The following is a 22051-nucleotide window of genomic DNA, read 5'->3' as shown; positions in this document are numbered from 1 at the left end:
CGTGCGAAGGAAGTTCCGTCCCGTGAGTCTCGTGACCCTCCTCCCCTTCATCGTGCTCATCGGGGCCATGTTCCTGATGACCCGGTCCGCCAAGAAGAAGCAGCAGGCGGCTGCGCAGATGCGCAACGACATGCAGCCCGGCACCGGCGTCCGGACGATCGGAGGCATGTACGCCACCGTCAAGGAGATCCAGGACGACACGGTCCTCCTCGAGGTGGCGCCCGGCGTCCACGCCATCTACGCGAAGAACGCCATCGGTGCCGTCCTGGAGGACGCGGAGTACAACCGCATCGTCCACGGCGACGACGAGCTTGAGGGCGAGGGCACCGTCGTGCCCGACGACGCCTCCTCGCTCACCGACGGCGAGCCCGCGGACGAGGACGCCGCCAAGATCGACCTGGGCAAGAAGTCCGAGGACGACACCAAGGACGCCAAGGCCGACGGCGAGGGCGACTCCAAGTAGTTCCACGGCCTGAAGACGCCGGACACCCACAGGTGTCCGGCGTCTCACGGGCCGTGCGGTCTTCTGCGGGGGGCGGGTCCCCACAACACTTCGTGGCCGCTCGGGCGCGTACCCGGCGCGGAGCGGTTGGACAGGGAGAAACGAAAAGGTGGCAGCACCGAAGAAAGGCCGGGGCTCATCCGGTGGACAGGGCAGGCCGGGCCGTGCCCTGGCACTGATCCTGATCGCCATGGTCGCCCTGACCGGCGGGATGTTCCTGTCCGGTCACACCACGCCTCGGCTCGGCATCGACCTGGCCGGTGGCACATCGATCACGCTCAAGGCGAAGAGCCAGCCCGGCAAGCCTGACGCGATCAACGAGACCAACATGAACACCGCGGTCAGCATCATCGAACGCCGTGTCAACGGTCTGGGTGTCTCCGAGGCCGAGGTACAGACGCAGGGCGCGTCGAACATCATCGTCAACATCCCCAAGGGGACGAATTCGAAGCAGGCCCGGGAGCAGGTCGGCACCACCGCCCAGCTCTACTTCCGGCCCGTGCTCACGGTCGCGGGGGGAGCACCGACCCCCGAGGGCTCGGCGAGCCCCTCCGCGAGCGGCACCGGGAAGCCGAGCGCCACGCCCAGCGCGAAGGCGAGCGACCCGGAGACCGCGTCGGACTCGAAGACGAAGCCGTCGGACGGCGCCACCACCCAGGGACGCGCGGTCACCGACGCCCTCAAGGACGCCACGCCGACCCCCTCCGGCTCCGCCTCCGGCAGCGCGGACCCGTCCGGGAGCGCAGCCGCGACACCGGACCCCGCGACCGCCGCGCTGCAGAAGAAGTTCACCGCGCTGGACTGCACCGACAAGTCCGCCCGTGCCAAGGCCGGCGACGGTGTCAAGCCCGAGGACCCCACGGTCGCGTGCAGCTCCGAGGGTGACGCCAAGTACCTCCTCGGCCCGGCCGAGGTCTCCGGTACGGACGTCGACGACGCGAAGGCGCAGTTCGACCAGCAGCGCGGCATCTGGATCGTCTCGATGGACTTCACGGACAAGGGATCCAAGAAGTTCCAGACGATCACCAAGAAGCTGTCGACGCAGCAGTCCCCGCAGAACCAGTTCGCGATCTCCCTCGACGGCGAGGTCGTCTCCGCACCCCAGGTGAACCAGACCCTCAGCGGCAGCGCCGAGATCTCCGGCAGCTTCACCCAGCAGTCCGCCGAGGACCTGGCCAACGTCCTGTCCTACGGCGCGCTCCCGCTGTCCTTCAGCGAGGACACCGTGACCACCGTCACCGCCGCGCTGGGCGGCGAGCAGCTGGAAGCCGGCCTCATCGCCGGTGCCATCGGACTCGCCCTGGTCGTCATCTATCTGGTGGCCTACTACCGGGGCCTCGCGCTCATCGCGCTGCTCAGCCTCCTGGTCTCCGGCATCCTGACCTACACGATCATGGCTCTGCTCGGCCCGGCCATCGGCTTCGCGCTGAACCTCCCCGCCGTCTGCGGTGCCATCGTGGCGATCGGAATCACGGCGGACTCGTTCATCGTCTACTTCGAACGGGTCCGGGACGAGATCCGCGAGGGCCGTACGCTCCGGCCGGCCGTCGAGCGCGCCTGGCCCCGGGCCCGTCGCACCATCCTCGTCTCCGACTTCGTGTCGTTCCTCGCCGCGGCGGTCCTCTTCCTGGTCACCGTCGGCAAGGTCCAGGGCTTCGCGTTCACGCTGGGTCTCACCACCCTGCTCGACGTCGTCGTGGTCTTCCTCTTCACGAAGCCGGTCATGACGCTGATGGCCCGTACGAAGTTCTTCGCCAGCGGTCACCCCTGGTCCGGCCTGGACCCGAAGCGGCTCGGCGCGAAGCCCCCGCTGCGCCGCTCCCGCCGCGTCAACGCACGCACCGACCACCCGAAGGAGGCGTGAGATGTCGCGACTCGGCAATCTCGGCGCCCGGCTCTACCGAGGCGAGGTCGGCTACGACTTCATCGGCAAGCGCAAGATCTGGTACGGCGTCTCGATCCTGATCACCATCACGGCCATCGTCGGGCTGGCGGTCAGCGGCCTGAACATGGGCATCGAGTTCAAGGGCGGTGCCGTCTTCACGACGGACACCAAGGCCAAGGTGTCCGTCTCCCAGGCCCACGAGGACGCGGTCGCGGCCTCCGGCCACGAGGCGATCGTCCAGGAGCTCGGCAACGGCGGGCTGCGGATCCAGATCACCGAGGTCGACACCCAGAAGGCCGACGAGATCAAGGCCCAGCTCTCCGAGGACCTCGGTATCCCCGAGTCGAAGATCAACGCGGACCTCGTGGGCCCCAGCTGGGGTGAGCAGATCGCCAACAAGGCCTGGACCGGCCTCGGCATCTTCATGATCCTCGTGGTGGTCTACCTGGCCATCGCCTTCGAATGGCGTATGGCCGTCGCCGCGCTCGTCGCGCTGATCCACGACATCACCATCACCGTCGGTGTGTACGCCCTCGTCGGCTTCGAGGTCACCCCGGGCACCGTGATCGGTCTGCTGACCATCCTCGGTTACTCCCTCTACGACACGGTCGTCGTCTTCGACAGCCTCAAGGAGGGCACGAAGGGGATCACCAAGCAGACCCGCTGGACGTACAGCGAGATCGCCAACCGCTCCATCAACGGCACGCTGGTCCGTTCCATCAACACCACCGTGGTCGCCCTCCTCCCCGTCGCCGGTCTGCTGTTCATCGGCGGCGGCGTACTCGGCGCGGGCATGCTGAACGACATCTCGCTGTCGCTGTTCGTCGGCCTCGCGGCCGGTGCGTACTCCTCGATCTTCATCGCCACCCCGCTGGTCGCCGACCTCAAGGAGCGCGAGCCGCAGATCAAGGCACTGAAGAAGCGGATCCTCGCCAAGCGTGCCGCCGCGGCGGCCAAGGGCGAGTCCGTCGAGGACCAGCAGCGCGACGAGGCGGCCGCCGACCTCGACGACGACGCGGAGACCGCGGGGGCCGGCACCGTCGTCGGCCAGCGCCGTCAGCCCGGCGGCCACGGCAGGACCCCCAGGAACCGGCGATGAGCAGCACGGACATCGACGACACGACCCGGGAACTCCTGCTCAGCCGCATCCGCGACGTGCAGGACTACCCGAAGCCCGGGGTGCTGTTCAAGGACATCACACCGCTGCTCGCGGACCCGGTCGCCTTCACCGCGCTCACCGACTGGTTCGCGGAGCTGTGCGTACGGCACGGGGCCACCAAGGTCGTCGGCCTCGAGGCACGCGGCTTCATCCTGGCCGCGCCCGTCTCCGTCCGGGCCGGACTCGGCTTCGTCCCCGTCCGCAAGGCCGGAAAGCTCCCCGGGGCGACCCTCGGGCAGGCGTACGACCTGGAGTACGGCACCGCGGAGATCGAGATCCACGCCGAGGACCTGTCCGCGGACGACCGCGTCATGGTCATCGACGACGTCCTCGCGACCGGGGGCACCGCGGAGGCCTCGCTGGACCTGATCCGGCGGGCGGGCGCCGAGGTCGCGGGGGTCTCCGTCCTCATGGAGCTCGGCTTCCTCGCAGGACGCGGCCGACTGGAAGCCGGACTGCGCGACGCCCCGCTGGAGGCGCTGATCACCCTCTGACCTGCGTCGCGCCGCAGAGGCGCGCGTGGGGACGACCAGGACGGGTACCCGGGAACACCCGGGTACCCGTCCCGCGTTTGTGAGGGTTCCGGACTCCCCGGGCGAGGAGCCGCCGCGGGGTCGATACCATGGGCTTTCCGGTAGCCCGGATCCGCACGAGGAGCGCTCTTGCCAGACGAGGCCCAGCCCGCCGCCGCCCCGCAGCCCGAAAGGCCTGAGGCGGCCTCCGCCACGCCCGGGAAGGCACGGCCGGACGGCGAGCGCGCGACCACCGGCGGGGACACCCAGGGCCCCGCACAGGCACCGGCCTCCCCGGCGGCCGCCTCCGCCAAGCCGGCGCCGCCCCCCGGCACGAAGGCCGCTTCCGCCTCCGACGCGAAGGCCGCGACCCCCGCGACCCCACCGGGCCCCGCGGCGCCCAAGCCCCCGGCGCCGGCTCCGGCCGCGAAGCCACCGGTCAGGCCCGTCACCCCGCCCACCGCGCCCGCCCGCTCGGGCGGATCCTCCAACCGCGTCCGTGCCAGGCTCGCCCGGCTGGGCGTACAGCGCTCCAGCCCCTACAACCCGGTCCTCGAACCCCTGCTGCGCACGGTCCGCGGAAACGATCCCAAGATCGAGTCCGCGACGCTGCGCCAGATCGAGAAGGCCTACCAGGTGGCCGAGCGCTGGCACCGCGGCCAGAAGCGCAAGAGCGGCGACCCCTACATCACGCACCCGCTCGCCGTCACCACGATCCTGGCCGAGCTCGGCATGGACCCCGCGACGCTCATGGCGGGACTGCTCCACGACACCGTCGAGGACACCGAGTACGGCCTGGACACCCTGCGCAAGGACTTCGGCGACCAGGTGGCCCTCCTCGTCGACGGTGTCACCAAGCTGGACAAGGTCAAGTTCGGCGAGGCCGCCCAGGCGGAGACCGTCCGCAAGATGGTCGTCGCGATGGCCAAGGACCCCCGGGTCCTCGTCATCAAGCTCGCCGACCGGCTGCACAACATGCGCACCATGCGCTACCTCAAGCGGGAGAAGCAGGAGAAGAAGGCCCGCGAGACCCTCGAGATCTACGCGCCCCTGGCCCACCGCCTGGGCATGAACACCATCAAATGGGAGCTGGAGGACCTCGCCTTCGCGATCCTCTACCCCAAGATGTACGACGAGATCGTCCGCCTCGTCGCCGAGCGTGCGCCCAAGCGCGACGAGTACCTCGCCATAGTGACCGACGAGGTCCAGGCCGACCTGCGTGCCGCCCGGATCAAGGCGACCGTCACCGGCCGCCCGAAGCACTACTACAGCGTCTACCAGAAGATGATCGTGCGGGGCAGGGACTTCGCCGAGATCTACGACCTGGTGGGCATCCGCGTCCTCGTCGACACCGTCCGCGACTGCTATGCGGCGCTCGGTACCGTCCACGCACGGTGGAATCCCGTGCCGGGGCGGTTCAAGGACTACATCGCGATGCCCAAGTTCAACATGTACCAGTCGCTGCACACCACGGTCATCGGTCCCAGCGGCAAGCCCGTCGAACTCCAGATCCGTACGTTCGACATGCACCGCCGCGCCGAGTACGGCATCGCCGCGCACTGGAAGTACAAGCAGGAGGCCGTCGCCGGGGCCTCCAAGGTCCGCACCGACGTCCCCCGGAACACGGGCGGTCGCGGCCAGGACACCGTGAACGACATGGCGTGGCTGCGCCAGCTCCTGGACTGGCAGAAGGAGACCGAGGACCCCAGCGAGTTCCTGGAGTCGCTGCGCTTCGACCTGTCGCGCAACGAGGTCTTCGTCTTCACGCCGAAGGGCGACGTGATAGCGCTGCCCGCCGGTGCGACGCCGGTCGACTTCGCGTACGCCGTCCACACGGAGGTCGGCCACCGGACCATAGGGGCACGGGTCAACGGACGCCTCGTACCGCTGGAGTCGACCCTCGACAACGGCGACCTGGTGGAGGTCTTCACCTCCAAGGCGGCGGGTGCCGGGCCTTCCCGCGACTGGCTGCAGTTCGTCAAGTCGCCCCGGGCGCGCAACAAGATCCGCGCCTGGTTCTCCAAGGAGCGGCGCGACGAGGCGATCGAGCAGGGCAAGGACGCCATCGCGCGGGCCATGCGCAAGCAGAACCTGCCGATCCAGCGGATCCTGACGGGCGACTCGCTGGTCACCCTGGCCCACGAGATGCGCTACCCGGACATCTCGTCCCTCTACGCGGCGATCGGCGAGGGCCATGTCGCGGCCGCCGGGGTCGTGCAGAAGCTCGTCCAGGCGCTCGGCGGCGAGGACGCTGCCAACGAAGACCTCGCGGAGAGCTCCCCGCCGTCGCACGGCAGGTCCAAGCGCCGGGCGAAGGCGGATCCGGGCGTGGTCGTCAAGGGCGTCGAAGACGTCTGGGTCAAGCTGGCCCGCTGCTGTACGCCCGTGCCCGGCGACCCGATCATCGGGTTCGTCACCCGGGGCAGCGGGGTCTCCGTGCACCGCGCGGACTGCGTGAACGTCGACTCGCTCTCGCAGCAGCCCGAGCGGATCCTCGACGTCGAGTGGGCCCCCACCCAGTCGTCGGTCTTCCTCGTCGCCATCCAGGTCGAGGCGCTGGACCGGTCGAGGCTGCTCTCGGACGTCACGCGCGTCCTGTCGGACCAGCACGTCAACATCCTGTCGGCGGCCGTGCAGACCTCCAGGGACAGGGTGGCCACCTCGCGCTTCACCTTCGAGATGGGCGACCCGAAGCACCTGGGCCACGTCCTGAAGGCCGTACGGGGCGTCGAGGGCGTCTACGACGTCTACCGCGTCACCTCGGCGCGGCGGCCGTAGGCGCGACCGGGACGGTGGCGGCGGTGGGGTTGGATGCCTTGCCGCCGGCCACCGTCCCGACCCGTTACGCGTCGACCTCGTACTGCCCGTGCTCCAGGAAGTAGCGCATCTCCTCCGGAGTGCCGTCGATGGCCTCCTCGATCGCGGTGCGCATCGCCTCACTGAGGTTCGGCCGGTTCAGCATGCTCACGATCGCCACGCGGTCGTCCTCGGCCTGGGCCAGGCGGTAGCCGGTCTCCAGCCAGGTGCGGATCTCTGCCGGGTCGTTGTTGTCGAGGAGGGTGTTGATCTCGGCTTTGACGCGGCGTCCGGAGTCGGGGTCGGCGAGGATTTTGACGACGGCGACGCGGTCGTCCTCGGCCTGGGCGAGGGGGTAGCCGGTCTCGAGCCAGGTACGCATTTCGGCCGGGTCGTTGTTGTCGAGGAGGGTGTTGACCTCCTTGACGACTCTGCGTCCGGAGTCGGGGTCGGCGAGTATGCGGGCGAGAGCGACGCGGACGTCGTCGTCGGACATGTCCTCCACCGGCCCGTCCAGGACGACGACCGCCGGTGACACGGCCACGGGGGCGGGCGATGGAACGGATCCGGCTGCGAAGGCCGGACCGGACAGAAGCAGCGCCGGGGTGACGGCGATGGCGGCGACAGCCAGGGCGGCACGCATGGGACTCATGAATTGAACCTGCCTCAAGGTCGTGATGAACCCGATGCCGGCACAAGTGCCCGTGCCGACAAGGAGATCGTCGCACCCGGGTCTGACAGGAACACCGGAGGTTCCCGCCAGGCATGCACCGGGCTTCGTTGCCGACGCGCACACGAGTGGGGCTCCCGACCCGCACACGAGTGGGGCTCCCGACCCGCACACGAGTGGGGCTCCCGTACGCCAGGCGTACGGGAGCCCCACTCGTGGATCAGGACGGTGCCCGGCGTCAGCCGCCGAACTCCTCCAGGCCCTTCAGCGCCTGGTCCAGCAGCGCCTGGCGCCCCTCGAGCTCGCGGGCCAGCTTGTCCGCCCTGGCGTTGTTACCCGACGCCCGCGCCGCGTCGATCTGCGTGCGCAGCTTGTCGACCGCCGCCTGCAGCTGCCCGGTCAGGCCCGCGGCGCGAGCCCGCGCCTCCGGGTTGGTCCGGCGCCACTCGGCCTCCTCGGCCTCCTGGAGCGCCCGCTCCACCGCCTGCACCCGGCCCTCGACCTTCGGACGGGCGTCGCGCGGGACGTGGCCGATGGCCTCCCAGCGCTCGTTGATGGAACGGAACGCGGCGCGGGCCGCCTTCAGGTCCGTCACCGGCACCAGCTTCTCGGCCTCGGTGGCGAGCTCCTCCTTGAGCTTGAGGTTCTCGCCCTGCTCCGCGTCCCGCTCGGCGAAGACACCGCTGCGGGCGGCGAAGAAGACGTCCTGGGCACCGCGGAAGCGGTTCCACAGCTCGTCCTCGGCCTCGCGCTGGGCGCGGCCGGCGGCCTTCCACTCCGTCATCAGGTCGCGGTAACGCGCCGCCGTCGCGCCCCAGTCGGTCGAGCCGGAGAGCGACTCCGCCTCGACGACCAGCCGCTCCTTGACCTTCCGGGCCTCCTCGCGCTGGGCGTCCAGCGCGGCGAAGTGCGCCTTGCGGCGCTTGGAGAAGGCGGAACGGGCATGCGAGAACCGGTGCCACAGCTCGTCGTCGGACTTGCGGTCCAGCCTGGGCAGCCCCTTCCAGGTGTCGACCAGCGCCCTGAGGCGCTCACCCGCCGACCGCCACTGCTCGCTCTGCGCCAGCTCCTCGGCCTCGGTGACGAGCGCCTCCTTGGCCTGACGGGCCTCGTCGGCCTGCTTCGCCTTCTGGACCTTGCGCTCCTCGCGGCGCGAGTCGACCGTCGCGACGAGCGCGTCCAGCCGCTTGCCGAGCGCGGCCAGGTCGCCGACGGCGTGGTGCTCGTCGACCTGCTGACGCAGATGATCGATCGCCGCCGTGGCGTCCTTCGCCGAGAGGTCGGTGGTCTTCACCCGCCGCTCGAGAAGGCCGATCTCGACCACCAGGCCCTCGTACTTGCGCTCGAAATAGGCCAGTGCCTCCTCAGGGGAACCGGCCTGCCACGATCCGACGACCTGCTCGCCCTCGGCCGTACGCACGTACACGGTGCCCGTCTCGTCGACACGGCCCCACGGGTCGCTGCTCACAGCGCCTCCTCCACCTGATGCATCGAAGGGGTTCGCCCCCCGTGCATCGTCCACAGTTTCCTGGGGCGGGCAGCGCCCGCCCTGCACAACGCCAATCTAGGCGACCGGCCACCCGGCTGTCCGCACTCAGCGCGGCTGAAATTCTCCGATGCGCGCGCGGGAGCACCCGCCGGGCGGCCGTGCGCGCGCTCAGGCCTTGTCGACCGTCACCTTCTTGACCGTGACGGTCTTCTTCGGGGCCCCGTCACCCGCCCCACCGGTGACACCGCCCTTCGCGACCTTCTCGACCGCCTTCAGGCCGGCGTCGTCCATGGTGCCGAACGGCGTGTAGCTGGGCGGCAGTTTGGTGTCCTTGTAGACCAGGAAGAACTGGCTTCCGCCGGTCCCCGGCTGGCCGGTGTTCGCCATCGCGACGGTGCCCGCCGGGTACGTCACGGCCCCGTCGGCGCCCGCCTTGCCCAGCGCGGTCAGGTTCTCGTCGGGGATCGTGTAGCCGGGACCGCCTGTGCCGTCGCCCTTGGGGTCACCGCACTGCAGGACGAAGATGCCCTGCGTGGTGAGCCGGTGACACTTGGTGTCGTCGAAGTACCCCTTGTCCGCCAGGGCCTTGAACGAGTTGGTGGTGTGCGGGGTCTTGGCCGCGTCCATCGCGATCTCGATGTCGCCCTGGCTCGTGCTGAGCGACATCGAGTACTTGGCCTTCTTGTCGATCGTCATCTCGGGCTCCGGAGCGCTGCTCTCGCTGGCCGAGGGGGACGCCGAGGGGTCGGCCGTCGCGGCCGCCCCGGCGGAGCTCTTCGAGTCGTCCCCGTCGAAGCCGACGTACGCGCCCACGCCGACGACCGCCACGACCGCCACCGAGGAGGCGATGATGACCGTGAGGCGCCTGGTCCTCCGGCGCGCTTCCTCCCGGCGCTGCTGCTGCCGCTCGAACTTCTCCCGGGCGAGCTGCCGCCGCCGCTGATCGCTGCTGACCACCGGATGGTCTCCTTGTGCGTCGTGTGATCGGACCTGGAATGCCCGTACGGTATATGGGTTAGCTGTGGAATGAGGAGCGCCGGTAGTCTCTGATCTGCCGCATTCCCCTTCCGCGGCCCTCCTCGTCGGACGAACACTAAGGACGATCGTGCTCATTGCCGGGTTCCCCGCCGGGGCCTGGGGGACCAACTGCTACCTGGTCGCCCCCGCCGCAGGCGAGGAGTGCGTGATCATCGACCCCGGGCACCAGGCCGCCCAGGGCGTCGAGGAAACGCTGAAGAAGCATCGGCTCAAGCCCGTCGCCGTCGTCCTCACACACGGCCACATCGACCACGTCGCGTCGGTCGTCCCCGTGTGCGGAGCCCATGACGTCCCGGCCTGGATCCACCCCGAGGACCGCTACATGATGAGCGACCCGGAGAAGGCGCTCGGCCGCTCCATCGGGATGCCGCTCATGGGCGAGCTGACGGTGGGGGAGCCCGACGACGTCCACGAACTGGCCGACGGTGCCGCGCTGAAGCTCGCGGGCATGGAGTTCGGCGTCTCGCACGCGCCCGGCCATACCAAGGGGTCGGTGACGTTCAAGATGCCCGAGGCCGCGGATGTCCCGCAGGTCCTCTTCTCGGGTGACCTGCTCTTCGCCGGCTCCGTCGGACGCACCGACCTGCCCGGCGGCGACCACGCCGAGCTGCTCGAGTCGCTGGCCCGCGTGTGCCTGCCGCTCGACGACTCGACCGTGGTGCTGTCCGGCCACGGCCCCCAGACGACCATCGGCCGCGAGCGCGCCTCCAATCCGTACATGCACGGACTGGCCGCGCCCCGCCGAGGAATGTGACGAGAGAACAGAAGCTGTGAGCACCTTCCAGGCCCCCAAGGGCACGTACGACCTGATCCCGCCGGACTCCGCGAAGTTCCTGGCGGTGCGCGAGGCCATCTCCGCGCCCCTGCGCAACTCCGGTTACGGCTACATCGAGACCCCCGGATTCGAGGACGTCGCCCTCTTCGCCCGTGGCGTCGGCGAGTCCACCGACATCGTCTCCAAGGAGATGTACGCCTTCGAGACCAAGGGCGGCGACAAGCTCGCGCTGCGCCCCGAGGGCACCGCTTCCGTGCTGCGTGCCGCCCTGGAGGCCAACCTCCACAAGGCGGGCAACCTTCCCGTCAAGCTCTGGTACTCAGGCTCGTACTACCGCTACGAGCGTCCGCAGAAGGGGCGCTACCGCCACTTCTCGCAGGTCGGTGCCGAGGCGATCGGTGCCGAGGACCCGGCGCTCGACGCCGAACTGATCATCCTGGCCGACCAGGCGTACCGGTCCCTCGGCCTCAGCCGGTTCCGGATCCTGCTGAACTCGCTCGGCGACAAGGAGTGCCGCCCGGTCTACCGCGAGGCCCTCCAGGGCTTCCTCCGCGACCTCGACCTGGACGAGGACACGCGGCGCCGCATCGAGATCAACCCGCTGCGGGTGCTCGACGACAAGCGCCCCGACGTCCAGAAGCAGCTCACCGGCGCACCCATGCTGCGCGACTACCTCTGCGACGCCTGCAAGGCGTACCACGAGGAGGTCCGTGACCTGCTGACGTCGGCCGGTGTGGTGTTCGAGGACGACGAGAAGCTCGTCCGCGGCCTCGACTACTACACGCGCACCACCTTCGAGTTCGTCCACGACGGCCTGGGCTCCCAGTCCGCCGTGGGCGGCGGCGGGCGGTACGACGGTCTGTCCGAGATGATCGGCGGCCCCGCGCTGCCGTCCGTCGGCTGGGCCCTCGGCGTGGACCGCACGGTGCTCGCCCTGGAGGCGGAGGGCATCACGCCCGACATCCCGGCCTCGACGAGCGTCTACGCGGTGCCGCTCGGCGAGGAGGCGCGACGCGTGCTCTTCGGACTGGTCACCGAGTTGCGCAAGGCCGGTGTCGCCACGGACTTCGCCTTCGGCGGCCGCGGCCTCAAGGGAGCCATGAAGAGCGCGAACCGCTCCGGCGCCCGCTACACGGTCGTGGCCGGGGAGCGCGACCTCGCCGAAGGCAACGTCCAGCTCAAGGACATGGAGTCCGGCGAGCAGGAGCCTGTGGCCCTCGGAGACCTGGTCGGCGTGCTGCGGGCCAGGCTCGGCTGAACCCAGGCAGTTGCCTTCCGTGCCCGCCCGGCCGCCCGGGCGGGCACGGCGTGCGTTCGGGGCCCGCGCCTCCGTGGCGGCGGAATCCGCCCTCCCGCGTCAACCCGGGTACGCCGGATTCACCCCGTGCCCCGGGCCGTGATCAGTGAGGGCCGCGCGGCGCCTGGCCCCGGCGAGGCCACCGCCGGGACGGATCGCCGGGGCCGGGGCGGCGACGGCCTCCGGGCGCGGCCCTCGCCCGGCCGGTGCGCCCCGCCCGGGCGGAGCCGCAGGTCGGGCCCCTGCGTGCGTGAGCCCGTCACACCCGCGTCCGCGGGGACGGCCGCTCCCGTGGATGTCCCCGGAGTCCCGGACGCGGCATCCGGAGCGAGAACACATTTATCTCCATCGAACGGATGGCCGTCCCGGTGGTGCGGCACAATGACCTTGCCCGGCTGGCTACTCAGTGATGGAACGGCGATATGACGATGGCAGCGGTAGACCACCCCTCCTCCCGGCAGGACGAGGAACACGGCGCGAAGACCTACGGCGGCAGCCGCGCGCTCGCGCTGCTGCTGGTCATCACCGGCGCCGCCGGACTGCTGGCCGCCTGGGTGATCACGATCGACAAGTTCAAGCTTCTGGAGGACCCGAGCTTCACGCCGGGCTGCAGCCTGAACCCGGTCGTCGCGTGCGGCAACATCATGAAGAGCGAGCAGGCCGCCGCCTTCGGATTCCCCAACCCGATGCTCGGACTGGTCACCTACTCGGTGGTCATCGGGATCGGCATGGCCCTGCTGGCCGGCGCCCGCTTCCGTGCCTGGTACTGGCTCGGCCTCAACGCCGGCACGCTCTTCGGCGTCGGCTTCTGCACCTGGCTGCAGTACCAGTCGCTCTACAACATCAACTCGCTCTGCCTCTGGTGCTGCCTGGCATGGGTCGCCACCATCTTCATGTTCTGCTACGTCACCACGCACAACATCAAGCACCGCATCCTGCCCGCGCCCGCCTGGCTCCGTAACACCCTCACCGAGTTCCACTGGGTGCCGCCGGTGCTCTGGATCGGGATCATCGGCATGCTGATCCTGACCCGCTGGTGGGACTTCTGGACCAGCTGAGCCGCACCGGCCCGCCCGACGCCGCAGGAGGGCCTGTCGGTGGGGTGACATAGGCTTCAGGACGTGGAGCCCGACCTCTTTACCGCAGCAGCCGAAGACCGCCAGGAGAAGGATCCGTCCAGCAGCCCGCTGGCCGTCCGGATGCGTCCGCGCACGCTCGACGAGGTCGTCGGCCAGCAGCACCTCCTCAAGCCCGGATCACCGCTGCGCCGTCTGGTCGGCGACGGCAGTGCGGGGCCCGCGGGACCGTCTTCGGTGATCCTCTGGGGCCCGCCCGGCACCGGCAAGACCACGCTCGCGTACGTGGTCAGCAAGGCGACCAACAAGCGCTTCGTCGAGCTCTCCGCGATCACCGCCGGTGTCAAGGAGGTCCGCGCCGTCATCGAGGGCGCACGCCGCGCCACGGGCGGCTTCGGCAAGGAGACCGTCCTCTTCCTCGACGAGATCCACCGGTTCTCCAAGGCCCAGCAGGACTCCCTGCTGCCCGCCGTCGAGAACCGCTGGGTCACTCTGATCGCTGCCACCACGGAGAACCCGTACTTCTCGATCATCTCGCCGCTGCTCTCACGCTCGCTGCTGCTCACCCTGGAGCCGCTCACCGACGAGGACCTGCGTGCCCTCCTGCGCCGGGCGGTCGCCGACGAGCGGGGGCTGGGAGACGCGGTCACCCTGCCCGAGGACGCGGAGTCGCATCTGCTGCGGATCGCCGGCGGCGACGCGCGGCGCGCGCTGACCGCGCTCGAGGCGGCCGCCGGAGCGGCGCTCTCCAAGCACGAGCAGGAGATCACCCTGGAGACGCTCGAGGAGACCGTCGACCGGGCTGCGGTGAAGTACGACCGCGACGGCGACCAGCACTACGACGTGGCGAGTGCGCTGATCAAGTCGATCCGGGGCTCCGACGTGGACGCGGCGCTGCACTACCTGGCCCGGATGATCGAGGCGGGGGAGGACCCGCGCTTCATCGCGAGGAGGCTGATGATCTCCGCCAGCGAGGACATCGGGCTCGCCGATCCGACGGCCCTGCCCACCGCCGTGGCGGCGGCCCAGGCCGTCGCCATGATCGGTTTTCCCGAGGCAGCGCTCACCCTCAGCCACGCCACGATCGCCCTGGCGCTCGCTCCCAAGTCCAACGCGGCGACCCTGGCGATCTCGGCCGCCCAGGAGGACGTCCGCCGGGGTCTCGCGGGCCCGGTGCCCGCCCACCTGCGGGACGGCCACTACAAGGGCGCCGCCAAGCTGGGGCACGCCCAGGGCTATGTCTACCCGCACGACGTGCCGGGAGGCATCGCCGCCCAGGAGTACGCCCCGGACGCGGTCCGCGGCCGCCGCTACTACGAGCCCACCCGTTACGGCGCGGAGGCGCGCTACGCCGAGGTGGCCGACCGGGTGCGCGAGCGGCTCGGCAGGGGTGACCCGAGCGGGCCGTCCGCCGGCTGACCACGACGGGTCAGCAGGCCGCCGCCTCGAACAGGGTGTGCATCGCCCGGCGCAGCTCACCCATGTCCCGTACGGGATCCGGAAAGTCGAACCGGGCGTCGAAGCACGCCCGGGTGCCCTCGACGAAGCGCACCCGGAGGCCGAAGCGGTCCAGGGCCACCGGCACCGCGTCGAGCCGGTGGTCCGCGCAGCCGCAGCGCGCCCGGTCACCGAGCAGAGTGGACAGCGTGGCCATCCGCCCGGCGTGGACCGTGTACAGATGCTGGAGCATCTCCGCCTCATGGGCGGCCAGCGGGTCGGCCACGGCGTCCCGGAAGTCCTCCGGGTCCACCTCCTCGCAGCCCCACAGATCGTCGACCGACGCCTCGCCGGTCTCCAGGCGGACCATCATCCGGCCCGGCTGGGCCAGTCCCGGTACGGCTGTCAGCCAGCCCGCCATCCTGGCGCGGCCACGGATACGGTGGGGGACGGAGACCGGCGCGACGTCGGTGATCTCCAGCACGGCGGTCAGCTCGTCGCCCTGCGCCCGCGTCGCGGCCCGTACGACCGGGGAATCCACGGGGAAGCAGAGGAAGAGATCCCCCTCCGGACCGACGCTCCGGTCGAGGGGCATCAGCTGGTCCGGGTGGACCACCGAGAGCCCGGGTACGAGCAGCACCGCGGAGCAGGTACTCTGTACGAGAGTTCGTGTGCGCTCGGCTGCTGACGGCATCCGAGTGATTTCAAGCCCGCTGGGACGCGGCTGACCACGATCAGATCGGCCTTCCGTCGTTGCAGCGCCTTCGTGTGCGCTGCCGCTGTCTGTGCTGTCCGTGACGTGTGTGGTGTTCCCAGGGCGAGACATGCGATCTCCTTGAGTAAGGTAAGCCTAACCTAACCTACAACGGAGGTCTGGAGAACGTGCCTAACCAGTCGCGTCCCAAGGTCAAGAAGTCGCGTGCCCTCGGCATCGCCCTGACGCCGAAGGCTGTCAAGTACTTCGAAGCGCGCCCCTACCCGCCGGGCGAGCACGGCCGTGGCCGCAAGCAGAACTCGGACTACAAGGTCCGTCTGCTCGAGAAGCAGCGTCTCCGCGCGCAGTACGACATCAGCGAGCGCCAGATGGCGCGCGCCTACGACCGTGCCCGTAAGGCCGAGGGCAAGACGGGCGAGGCGCTGGTCGTCGAGCTCGAGCGCCGCCTCGACGCCCTGGTCCTGCGTTCGGGCATCGCCCGCACCATCTACCAGGCCCGCCAGATGGTCGTCCACGGCCACATCGAGGTCAACGGCGGCAAGGTCGACAAGCCGTCCTTCCGCGTCCGCCCGGACGACATCGTCCAGGTCCGCGAGCGCAGCCGCTCCAAGGTCCCCTTCCAGGTGGCCCGCGAGGGTGGTTACGACACCGAGGGTGAGACCCCGCGCTACCTCCAGGTGAACCTGAAGGCCCTGGCCTTCCGCCTGGACCGTGACCCGAACCGCAAGGAAATCCCGGTCATCTGCGACGAGCAGCTCGTCGTCGAGTACTACGCCCGCTGATCCGGACGTCGCGCTCAACCGAGCTCGGGCCCGCCCCTCCCCGCTGTGCGGGAGGCGGCGGGCCTTCGCGTTCCGCCGCCCCCGCCGTGAGTGCCCCCTGCCGGGGCGCCCTCCGCGCCACCGTCCTCCCCGGGGTCCTGCTCCGACGCGGAGGACCCGTCCGCCCCGGTACGCAGGGCGCGCGCCACCGCGTCCGCGGGTTCGAGCAGGCGGCCCGCCCGCCTCTGCGTCTCGTAGCGGGCGTCACCGAGCTCCGCCCGTGCCCGCTTCTCGCAATCCGCCCGCGGCCTGCCGTAGTGGGCGGATCCGAACAGGGGGAGTCCCACCGACGGCCAGATCCGGTCCGCCGCGCCGTGCAGCGTTGATGCCTCCAGCGCGTCGCCCTCGACGGCGGTGATCAGCGCCAGCAGCTCCAGCGCGAGGACCGTGCCCAGCAGGTCGTGGAAGGTGTGCGCGATGGACAGGGCTTCCCCCAGCATCCGTCGCGCCCGCCCGGTGGACCCCGACTCCAGAGCCGCGTAGCCCAGGACGTACAGCGCGTAGGCCAGTGCCCACCGCTCGCCGTGGTCCTCGCAGATCTCCCGGACCTCGGCGCAGATCGCCGCAGCCGCCTCCAGGTCCCCGCGGAACGCCACGGCCATGCCCAGCTCGACCTGGGCCATCAGCACGTTGCTGTTCAGCTCACCGATCTCCCGGTAGCGGGCGAGCGCGTCGCGCAGCAGTTCCTCGGCCCGGACCGGATCGTCCGTGACGATCGAGAGGCAGCCCGTCCGGTGCACCGCGTACGCCACGGCGGCGGCGTCCCCCGACCGTTCGCCCTCCTCGCGGCACTCCTGCAGCGCCGACACCGCGCCCACCGGGTCGCCCTGGAGCACGGCCACGTATCCCAGCACCCACAGCGCCTTCAGCCGGGAGTGGTCGTACGGGGTGTCCTCCTCCAGCACGTGTTCCAGCCAGTGGCGGCCCTCCGAGAGGTGCCCGCAGCCCGCCCAGTAGAACCAGAGGGTCCCCGCCAGGTACTGCGCGAGGTGGACCTCGTCCGCGCTCTCCAGCGAACACTCCATCGCGCGGCGCAGATTGGGGAGTTCGCTGTCGATCCGTGCCGCGACCTCCGCCTGGCGGGGGCTGAACCAGTCGAGCTCGCACCAGGTCGCGAGCCCCAGGTACCAGTCGCGGTGCCTTCGGCGCAGCCGCTCCGCGTCCCCGGTCGCCCGCAGCCACTGGGCGCCGTACTCGCGCACGGTGTCCAGAAGCCGGTAGCGGCTGCCGGCCGCCGTGTCCTCGCGCACCACGACGGACTGCGCCAGCAGTTCGTCCAGCACGTCCAGCACGGAGTCGGCCGGAAGGCCGGAGCCGCTGCAGATGTACTCGACGGCCTCCAGGTCGAACTGCCCGGCGAACACCGAGAGCCGGGCCCACAGCAGCCGCTCCTCCGGGGCGCACAGCTCATGGCTCCAGCCGATGGCCGTGCGCAGCGTCCGGTGCCGGGGGAGTGCGCTGGGGCTGCCACCGGTCAGCAACCGGAACCGGTCGTCCAGGCGCTGCAGCACCTGCTCCGTCGTCAGCGCTCTCAGGCGTCCGGCCGCGAGCTCCAGGGCCAGGGGGATGCCGTCGAGCCGTCGGCAGAGCTCGCGCGCGGTCTCCCGCCCGGTGTCGGCGAGCCGGAACCGCGGGCGTACCGCGGCGGCGCGTGCGGTGAAGAGATCGAGCGCGTCGTCCTCGGTCAACGGGGCCAGCGGGTAGACGAGTTCGCCGTCCACCCGCAACGGCCGGCGTCCCGCCGCCAGTACCTGGAGGCCCGGGGCCCGGCGCAGCAGATCCCGGACGAGAGGTGCGCAGGCGTCGACGAGATGCTCGAACCCGTCGATCACGAGGAGGAGCCTGCGCCGGGCGCAGTGCTCGGCCAGGGTGACGCGCGGCGGTCTGCTCGTCTGGTCGATGAGGCCCAGCGCCTCCATCAGCGCGTGCTCCAGCAACCCGGGATCGTGGACCGAGGAGAGCTCCGCCAGCCAGACTCCGTCGCAGTACCGTTTCTCCGCCAGGGTGGCGACACGGGCGGCCACCCGTGTCTTACCCACCCCCGCCACCCCCGCGACGGTCACGAGTCTCGAGCCCCTCAGGAGCGTGTCGATCTCGGCCAGTTCGTCCTCGCGCCCCACGAAGGCGTTCAGCTCGGCGGGGAGATTTCCGCGCACCGGGAGGGGCTCCGCGTCGTCGGGCGGGGGAACGGGGCGCTGAGGGTGTCGCATGAAACACGCAGAGTACTGGTGCGTAAGCTCTCCGTACAATCGCCCCGGCCTCCTGGACTCCTGCCGCCCCGTCGTAATGCGGTACGGGGTGCGACGCCCGGCGCGATAGGCTCGGGGGACGACGATCGGCAGGGGTGGCAGTACGCGCCGGCCGGACGGCGGCAGACGGAATCCGGCCGGGGGAGCCCCGGCCGACGAGGGCGACGAACAGGGAGCGGTGCACTGTGTCCGGTGGAGAGGTGGCCGGCATCCTGGTGGCCGTCTTCTGGGCGATCCTGGTCTCCTTCCTCGCCGTGGTACTGGTGAGGCTGGCCCAGACGCTCAGGGCGACCACCGCGCTGGTGGCTGACGTGACGGAGCAGGCTGTCCCGCTGCTCGCCGACGCCTCGGCCACCCTGCGCTCCGCGCAGACCCAGCTCGACAAGGTCGACGCGATCGCGAGTGACGTCCAGGAGGTCACCTCCAACGCCTCGGCGCTCTCGACCACCGTCGCCTCCACGTTCGGCGGGCCGCTCGTGAAGGTGGCCGCGTTCGGCTACGGGGTGCGGCAGGCGATCGGCCGGCGCACGGCGCCGGAATCCGGAGCGGACCCTCGCGCCCCCCGCCGTGCCGTGATCGTCGGCCGAACGGTGCCGTCCGCCCGCGCCAGGAAGCGGAACGGCCGAAGCTCCCGCGGACAGAAGGACTGATCCAGCGATGTTCCGCCGTACCTTCTGGTTCACCGCCGGCGCGGCAGCCGGTGTCTGGGCCACCACCAAGGTCAACCGCAAGATCCGTCAGCTGACCCCGGAGAGCCTCGCGGCGCAGGCCGCGGACAAGGCGATCGAGGCGGGGCACAAGCTGAAGGACTTCGCCCTCGACGTGCGTGAGGGCATGGTCAGGCGCGAGGCCGAACTGGGCGGTGCACTCGGTATCGAGGCACCGGCCGACCCCGGGCTCGTCGCCCACCGCACACTTCCCTACAACCCGAACAACCGGAATGAGGACCACTGATGGAGTCGGCTGAAATTCGTCGCCGCTGGCTGAGCTTCTTCGAGGAGCGCGGTCACACCGTCGTGCCTTCGGCGTCGCTCATCGCGGACGACCCGACTCTGCTGCTGGTCCCCGCGGGCATGGTTCCCTTCAAGCCCTACTTCCTCGGCGAGGTCAAGCCTCCCGCCCCGCGCGTCACCAGCGTGCAGAAGTGCGTGCGCACGCCGGACATCGAAGAGGTCGGCAAGACCACTCGCCACGGCACGTTCTTCCAGATGTGCGGCAACTTCTCGTTCGGCGACTACTTCAAGGAAGGCGCCATCGAGCTCGCCTGGGCGGCGCTCACGAACTCCGTCGAGGACGGCGGCTTCGGCCTCGACCCGGAGCGTCTGTGGATCACCGTCTACCTGGACGACGACGAGGCCGAGCAGATCTGGCGCGAGAAGATCGGCGTTCCCGCCGAGCGCATCCAGCGCCTGGGCAAGAAGGACAACTTCTGGTCCATGGGCGTCCCCGGCCCCTGCGGCCCGTGCTCCGAGATCAACTACGACCGCGGCCCCGAGTTCGGGATCGAGGGCGGCCCGGCCGTCAACGACGAGCGGTACGTGGAGATCTGGAACCTCGTCTTCATGCAGTACGAGCGGGGTGCCGGCGACGGCAAGGAGGACTTCCCGATCCTCGGCGACCTGCCGTCGCAGAACATCGACACGGGTCTCGGCCTCGAGCGCCTCGCCATGATCCTGCAGGGCGTGCAGAACATGTACGAGACCGACACCCTGCGTGTCGTCATGGACAAGGCCACCGAGCTCACCGGCGTGCGCTACGGCGCCGAGCACGGTTCCGACGTCTCCCTGCGCGTCGTCGCCGACCACATCCGCACCTCGGTGATGCTCATCGGCGACGGTGTGACCCCCGGCAACGAGGGCCGCGGCTACGTCCTGCGCCGCATCATGCGCCGCGCCATCCGCAACATGCGGCTCCTCGGCGCCACCGGCCCGGTCGTCAAGGACCTGGTCGACGTCGTCGTGGACACCATGGGGCTGCAGTACCCGGAGCTCGTCACCGACCGCAAGCGCGTCGAGACCGTCGCCCTCGCCGAGGAGGCCGCCTTCCTCAAGGCCCTCAAGGGCGGCACCAACATCCTCGACACCGCCGTCACCGAGACCAAGGCCGCCGGTGGCAAGGTCCTGGCCGGCGACAAGGCGTTCCTGCTCCACGACACCTGGGGCTTCCCGATCGACCTCACGCTGGAGATGGCCGCGGAACAGGGCCTCTCCGTCGACGAGGACGGCTTCCGCCGCCTGATGAAGGAGCAGCGGGAGCGAGCCAAGGCCGACGCCAAGGCCAAGAAGACCGGTCACGCCGACCTGTCCGCCTACCGTGAGGTGGCCGACACCGCCGGTGTCACCGAGTTCACCGGCTACACCAGCATGGAGGGTGAGTCGAAGATCGTCGGCCTGCTCGTCGACGGCGTCTCCTCGCCCGCGGCCTCCGAGGGCGACGAGGTCGAGGTCGTCCTCGACCGCACCCCCTTCTACGCCGAGGGCGGTGGCCAGCTCGCCGACCAGGGCCGGATCAAGCTCGACTCCGGCGCGGTGATCCAGGTCCGCGACGTGCAGCAGCCCGTGCCGGGCGTCTCGGTTCACAAGGGCTCGGTCCAGGTGGGCGAGGTGACCGTGGGCGCCTCCGCCTACGCCGCCATCGACAACACCCGCCGCCGCGCAATCGCCCGCGCCCACAGTGCCACGCACCTCACGCACCAGGCGCTGCGCGACGCCCTCGGCCCGACGGCCGCCCAGGCCGGCTCGGAGAACTCGCCCGGACGCTTCCGCTTCGACTTCGGCTCGCCCGCCGCCGTCCCCGGCACGGTCCTCACCGACGTCGAGCAGAAGATCAACGAGGTCCTCTCCCGGGAGCTCGACGTCCAGGCCGAGGTCATGTCGATCGACGACGCCAAGAAGCAGGGCGCCATCGCCGAGTTCGGCGAGAAGTACGGCGAGCGGGTCCGTGTCGTCACCATCGGTGACTTCTCCAAGGAGCTGTGCGGCGGTACGCACGTCGGCAACACCGCCCAGCTGGGCCTGGTGAAGCTGCTGGGTGAGTCGTCCATCGGCTCCGGGGTGCGGCGCATCGAGGCCCTCGTAGGTGTCGACGCGTACAACTTCCTCGCCAAGGAGCACACGGTCGTCGCCCAGCTCCAGGAGCTCCTCAAGGGCCGCCCCGAGGAGCTGCCCGAGAAGATCTCCGGCATGCTCGGCAAGCTGAAGGACGCCGAGAAGGAGATCGAGAAGTTCCGCGCGGAGAAGGTGCTCGCCGCCGCCGCCGGACTGGTGGAGTCGGCCAAGGACGTGCGCGGGGTCGCCCTGGTCACCGGACAGGTGCCGGACGGCACCTCCGCCGACGACCTGCGCAAGCTCGTCCTCGACGTGCGTGGACGCATCCAGGGCGGCCGTGCGGCCGTCGTGGCCCTGTTCACCACGGCCAACGGCCGTCCGCTGACCGTCATCGCCACCAACGAGGCGGCCCGCGAGCGCGGCCTCAAGGCCGGTGACCTGGTGCGTACCGCCGCCAAGACCCTCGGTGGCGGTGGCGGCGGGAAGCCGGACGTCGCCCAGGGCGGCGGCCAGAACCCGGACGCCATCGGCGACGCCGTCGCCGCCGTCGAACGCCTCGTCACCGAGACGGCGTGACGCCGGA

Annotated in this window: 18 protein-coding genes; 13 read left to right on the top strand and 5 right to left on the bottom strand. The window is 70.5% G+C overall.

Features of this window, described 5'->3' with window-relative positions:
* Window positions 1-22 precede the first annotated feature (22 nt).
* The 5 genes from yajC to ACFXOA_RS18935 all read left to right on the top strand — a co-directional run bounded on the left by yajC (window position 23) and on the right by ACFXOA_RS18935 (window position 6836).
* Window positions 23-463, top strand: coding sequence for a preprotein translocase subunit YajC (gene yajC / locus ACFXOA_RS18955; protein ID WP_385029327.1), 441 nt, complete (start codon window positions 23-25; stop codon window positions 461-463).
* A 148-nt stretch (window positions 464-611) separates the two neighbouring features.
* Window positions 612-2366: a protein translocase subunit SecD gene (gene secD / locus ACFXOA_RS18950; protein ID WP_385029324.1), complete on the top strand. Its 1755-nt coding sequence runs from the start codon at window positions 612-614 to the stop codon at window positions 2364-2366.
* A 1-nt stretch (window position 2367) separates the two neighbouring features.
* The gene (secF, locus tag ACFXOA_RS18945) at window positions 2368-3486 is read left to right on the top strand and encodes a protein translocase subunit SecF (protein WP_385029321.1); all 1119 of its coding nucleotides are present in this window, start codon (window positions 2368-2370) and stop codon (window positions 3484-3486) included.
* Complete coding sequence (locus tag ACFXOA_RS18940; RefSeq protein WP_385029318.1) at window positions 3483-4040, top strand: adenine phosphoribosyltransferase; 558 nt, start codon at window positions 3483-3485, stop codon at window positions 4038-4040. The genes secF and ACFXOA_RS18940 overlap by 4 nt, the downstream gene beginning before the upstream one ends.
* A gap of 168 nt (window positions 4041-4208) precedes the next feature.
* Window positions 4209-6836 (top strand): RelA/SpoT family protein, encoded by a 2628-nt coding sequence (locus ACFXOA_RS18935; protein WP_385029315.1) that lies wholly within the window; start codon window positions 4209-4211, stop codon window positions 6834-6836.
* A 64-nt stretch (window positions 6837-6900) separates the two neighbouring features.
* Here ACFXOA_RS18935 and ACFXOA_RS18930 read toward each other — a convergent pair whose 3' ends face one another.
* From ACFXOA_RS18930 to ACFXOA_RS18920, 3 genes are all read right to left on the bottom strand, one after another.
* Window positions 6901-7506, bottom strand: coding sequence for an ALF repeat-containing protein (locus ACFXOA_RS18930; RefSeq protein WP_385029312.1), 606 nt, complete (start codon window positions 7504-7506; stop codon window positions 6901-6903).
* 256 nt (window positions 7507-7762) lie between these two features.
* On the bottom strand, window positions 7763-8992 hold the full coding sequence (locus tag ACFXOA_RS18925) for a DUF349 domain-containing protein (RefSeq protein WP_385029309.1): 1230 nt from the start codon (window positions 8990-8992) through the stop codon (window positions 7763-7765).
* 189 nt (window positions 8993-9181) lie between these two features.
* Entirely contained in the window at window positions 9182-9970 is a 789-nt protein-coding gene (locus ACFXOA_RS18920; protein WP_385029306.1) for a peptidylprolyl isomerase, read from the bottom strand.
* Between the two features lie 148 nt (window positions 9971-10118).
* On the opposite strand from ACFXOA_RS18920, the gene ACFXOA_RS18915 reads away from it, so the two are divergent.
* From ACFXOA_RS18915 to ACFXOA_RS18900, 4 genes are all read left to right on the top strand, one after another.
* Window positions 10119-10805, top strand: a complete 687-nt coding sequence (locus ACFXOA_RS18915; protein ID WP_385029303.1) for an MBL fold metallo-hydrolase — start codon at window positions 10119-10121, stop codon at window positions 10803-10805.
* A gap of 16 nt (window positions 10806-10821) precedes the next feature.
* On the top strand, window positions 10822-12084 hold the full coding sequence (gene hisS, locus ACFXOA_RS18910) for a histidine--tRNA ligase (protein WP_385029300.1): 1263 nt from the start codon (window positions 10822-10824) through the stop codon (window positions 12082-12084).
* 461 nt (window positions 12085-12545) lie between these two features.
* The gene (locus ACFXOA_RS18905; protein ID WP_385029297.1) at window positions 12546-13181 is read left to right on the top strand and encodes a vitamin K epoxide reductase family protein; all 636 of its coding nucleotides are present in this window, start codon (window positions 12546-12548) and stop codon (window positions 13179-13181) included.
* A gap of 63 nt (window positions 13182-13244) precedes the next feature.
* Entirely contained in the window at window positions 13245-14618 is a 1374-nt protein-coding gene (locus tag ACFXOA_RS18900; protein ID WP_385029294.1) for a replication-associated recombination protein A, read from the top strand.
* A gap of 10 nt (window positions 14619-14628) precedes the next feature.
* Here the strand turns inward: ACFXOA_RS18900 and ACFXOA_RS18895 are convergent, their stop codons facing one another.
* Complete coding sequence (locus ACFXOA_RS18895; protein ID WP_385029291.1) at window positions 14629-15330, bottom strand: DUF2470 domain-containing protein; 702 nt, start codon at window positions 15328-15330, stop codon at window positions 14629-14631.
* Between the two features lie 188 nt (window positions 15331-15518).
* Here ACFXOA_RS18895 and rpsD point away from each other — a divergent pair, with 188 nt between their 5' ends.
* Window positions 15519-16133: a 30S ribosomal protein S4 gene (gene rpsD / locus ACFXOA_RS18890; RefSeq protein ID WP_073222454.1), complete on the top strand. Its 615-nt coding sequence runs from the start codon at window positions 15519-15521 to the stop codon at window positions 16131-16133.
* Window positions 16134-16147: 14 nt separating this feature from the next.
* On the opposite strand, the gene ACFXOA_RS18885 is transcribed toward rpsD, so the two are convergent.
* Window positions 16148-18382 carry an ATP-binding protein gene (locus ACFXOA_RS18885; protein WP_385029288.1) on the bottom strand — a complete coding sequence of 745 codons (2235 nt, stop codon included), beginning with the start codon at window positions 18380-18382 and terminating at the stop codon, window positions 16148-16150.
* A 239-nt stretch (window positions 18383-18621) separates the two neighbouring features.
* On the opposite strand from ACFXOA_RS18885, the gene ACFXOA_RS18880 reads away from it, so the two are divergent.
* From ACFXOA_RS18880 to alaS, 3 genes are read left to right on the top strand one after another with little or no spacing between them, the layout of a single operon-like run.
* Window positions 18622-19071, top strand: a complete 450-nt coding sequence (locus ACFXOA_RS18880; RefSeq protein WP_385029440.1) for a DUF948 domain-containing protein — start codon at window positions 18622-18624, stop codon at window positions 19069-19071.
* Window positions 19072-19078: 7 nt separating this feature from the next.
* Complete coding sequence (locus ACFXOA_RS18875; RefSeq protein ID WP_385029285.1) at window positions 19079-19375, top strand: hypothetical protein; 297 nt, start codon at window positions 19079-19081, stop codon at window positions 19373-19375.
* A complete protein-coding gene (alaS, locus tag ACFXOA_RS18870) occupies window positions 19375-22044 on the top strand; it encodes an alanine--tRNA ligase (RefSeq protein WP_385029282.1) in 2670 nt (889 codons plus the stop codon). Before ACFXOA_RS18875 ends, alaS begins: the two co-directional genes overlap by 1 nt.
* The last annotated feature ends 7 nt before the right edge of the window (window positions 22045-22051 follow it).

Origin of the sequence: Streptomyces sp. NPDC059166, assembly GCF_042755185.1 — a bacterium.
Lineage (GTDB): Bacteria > Actinomycetota > Actinomycetes > Streptomycetales > Streptomycetaceae > Streptomyces.
Note: the sequence above shows the minus strand (reverse complement) of the source record. Positions and strands in the feature narration are given on the sequence as shown.